We start from the raw sequence: 2,878 nt of genomic DNA on the forward strand, positions 1-2,878 counted from the left end.
TTCGTTATTGGGCGGTTACCAGCCTTCATGTATGACTTTATTAATCATTTCTTGCTTTAAATCAGGAGAATAGTAACGATTTTTTCCTTTTTTGACGAACTCTATTCCGTAACGATCAATCAATTTAATCATGTACCTAATATTAGAATTGTTTATCCCAAATTTATTTGAAAGCTTCTCTAAGCTATATCCTTGTTTTCTAAGTTCATAGATCTGAACTTTATCATCATAAGTTAATTTCATAATAAAAATACCCCAAAAGTTAGATTTTGTCTGTCTAACTTTTGGGGTGCAGTTCACCTAATATTATGCGTTTTTTCCTATTTTAAAGACTTTTATCCACCTATTATACAAAGTTAAATATCCATCACAGTTTACCATTAGCCTTCATTACTTAACCCATTCGCCATTATAGTTTAAGTAGTAACCACCTACTGTGGTATTAACAGCTAAAGCACCTGAACCATAGGCATAGTACCATTTACCATTGACTTGGAACCAGCCTGTCTTCATATCTCCATTACTTGCATTTAGGTAGTACCAAGTTGAACCATCTTTCACCCAACCAGTAGACATTGCACCTGATGAACGAAGGTAGTACCAACTGTTACCAACATAAGCCCAACCTGTCTTCATATCACCATTTTGAGCATCTAGATAATACCAAGTTGAGCCATCTTTCACCCAACCAGTTGCCATAGCACCTGATGAACGGAGATAGTACCAGTTATTACCTAGATATTGCCATCCTGTTTGCATTGCAGCAGTTGTTGGATCAAGGTAGTACCAAGCTGAACCATCATTTATCCAACCTGCACGTCTTTCACCACCAATATAGTTTTCTCCATTAATTTCTGTTTTAGCTAGATAATACCAGTTAGACTGATCATAAAGCCAACCTGTCTCTAAAGAATGATTCTGATTAAAGTAATAGTTCGTGTAATAACGCTTCTCTTCTTTATCTTCTGAATCTTCACGTTTTTCCCCGTACTCTTTTCCAACACTGTCTTTTGTTTTAATCTCTAATGCTTTCCAGCCAACAAATTCTTGTAGTACCCCATCTTGTCCAAAATAGTACCACTTGTGTTGAAGGCCGATTTCATTAACTGGTTGGTTATCTAATAAATCATCACGATAACCTGTTCCAGGAATTTCTAAGTATTGCCATCCAACTACCATTTCTCCTTTATCACCAAAATAGTAAGTTTTTCCGTCTATTTTATGCCAATAGATTGCTTTATGAGCATCTTTTACATAATATTTTCTATTATCCTTATCAACAAATTGGCCACCTGTGGTATCCGCAAAAACAGTATTTGTAGCTAGCAAACCAAAGAAAAATGCTGTCAGTCCAACTTGCATAGTTTTTTTCAAAAGTTTCATTTATATGTCCTCCAATATTAAATCCACTCACCAGATGAAGCAAAATTATAAACTTTACCATCGATAGTTTGGCTACCTGTTACCATAGCTCCACTTGAGTTAAGATAATACCAGTTTCCTCCTACTTTTATCCAACCTGTTTTCATGTCTCCATTAGTAGGATCTAGATAGTACCATGTTGAACCATCTTTATACCAACCAGTCTTCATATCACCATTTTTATTATCTAAGTAATACCATCTGCCTCGTACATTTTTCCAACCTGTTGCCATTGAACCAGAGGTTCCCAAATAATACCATTTTCCATTTACTTTTTGCCAATCTGTAAGCATCTTACCAGAAGCATCTAGATAGTACCAAGTATCATCTATTTTCTGCCAACCCGTTTGTTTATCATGTTGTTTATAATAGTACCAACTGCCACTTAATTTTTTCCATCCTTCAAGAGAATATCCTTTAAGTACTGAATAAATAAATGATAAATTCTGTTCATTTAATTTTACTGCGCTATTAACTTGGTTAGCTTCATCTCCCAAAGTATGTACTCCGACTACACGGTGACTAGCATCATAAACAGCAGATCCACTTGATCCCCCCAAAGTATCAACTTGATAATTCAAAAAAGTACCATCATCACTTAAAACTTGTTTTTTATCTGTATACATTTGATGAATTCCAAAATCATATGATGGATATCCTGTAATCGTCACTGGTGTTCCAGCCAAATTTTTCTGACTATTTGGAAGCCCCAGTGTTCCCAATTTTGCGCCAACAGGCTCTTCTAGAATTAATAGAGCCAAGTCATATTTCGATGCATCTCTAGAATTTAAAGTTCTAAATTCTTTCAAATAACGAACTTCCTTAACCTTGATCTTTCCAAATGGTTCCTGATCTGGACTAGCTGCTGGAAGTACATAAATAGCATCCGCTTCTTTTCCATATTTATGACTGTAGAAGTTATGAGCTGCTGTAATTAAAACATTATCTTTAATAAAATTCGCGCTTCCTCTTCCTTCTATATTCGTTCCATTGGCTACACCATTGTACTCAGACAAAACCATAGCTGAAGTTGAATACGGATATTGTAGAGTATTATCAATTTTAACCAAATCATCATTACCGATAATTACTTCTGATTGATTTTGGTAATATGAACCATATGTTGGCGAAATCTCAGGAAGTGAAAAATTATTAGTTTCTGGACTTTCCTGTAATGTTTCACTCACCTCATATTCTTCACCTGTACTAGAAATAACAGTCAAAGCAGATACTGTCGACAACTGGCTAGCCAATAAAGTACTCGCAATAATTGAAATACCCAATTTTTTATAAAACGTTTTCTTCATTATTTTTATCCTCCTAATGTGATTATAGCATACTATTCTAAATTTCTCAATCTACTATAGAATCAAGAAATCTATCACCTTCTGTAAATACCCTCCATTATCACATAAACAGGTAAACTTTTCAATTAATGACTCGGGACTTTGACAGT

General features: G+C 34.7%; 2 protein-coding genes and 1 pseudogene. All 3 read right to left on the reverse strand.

Translation table 11 applies throughout. From position 1 onward, the window contains the following. Nucleotides 1-18: 18 nt before the first annotated feature. Nucleotides 19-243 (reverse strand): annotated as a pseudogene (locus tag HT687_RS11515) (IS3 family transposase); the annotation flags it as partial. Nucleotides 244-390: 147 nt separating this feature from the next. After that, nucleotides 391-1,383, reverse strand: a complete 993-nt coding sequence (gene cbpJ / locus HT687_RS11520; protein ID WP_000771147.1) for a choline-binding protein CbpJ — start codon at nt 1,381-1,383, stop codon at nt 391-393. Between the two features lie 17 nt (nt 1,384-1,400). Continuing rightward, nucleotides 1,401-2,444: a serine protease gene (locus tag HT687_RS11525; protein ID WP_202795742.1), complete on the reverse strand. Its 1,044-nt coding sequence runs from the start codon at nt 2,442-2,444 to the stop codon at nt 1,401-1,403. Nucleotides 2,445-2,878: the final 434 nt, after the last annotated feature.

Source organism: Streptococcus sp. 1449, from assembly GCF_013276805.1.
Lineage (GTDB): Bacteria > Bacillota > Bacilli > Lactobacillales > Streptococcaceae > Streptococcus > Streptococcus pseudopneumoniae.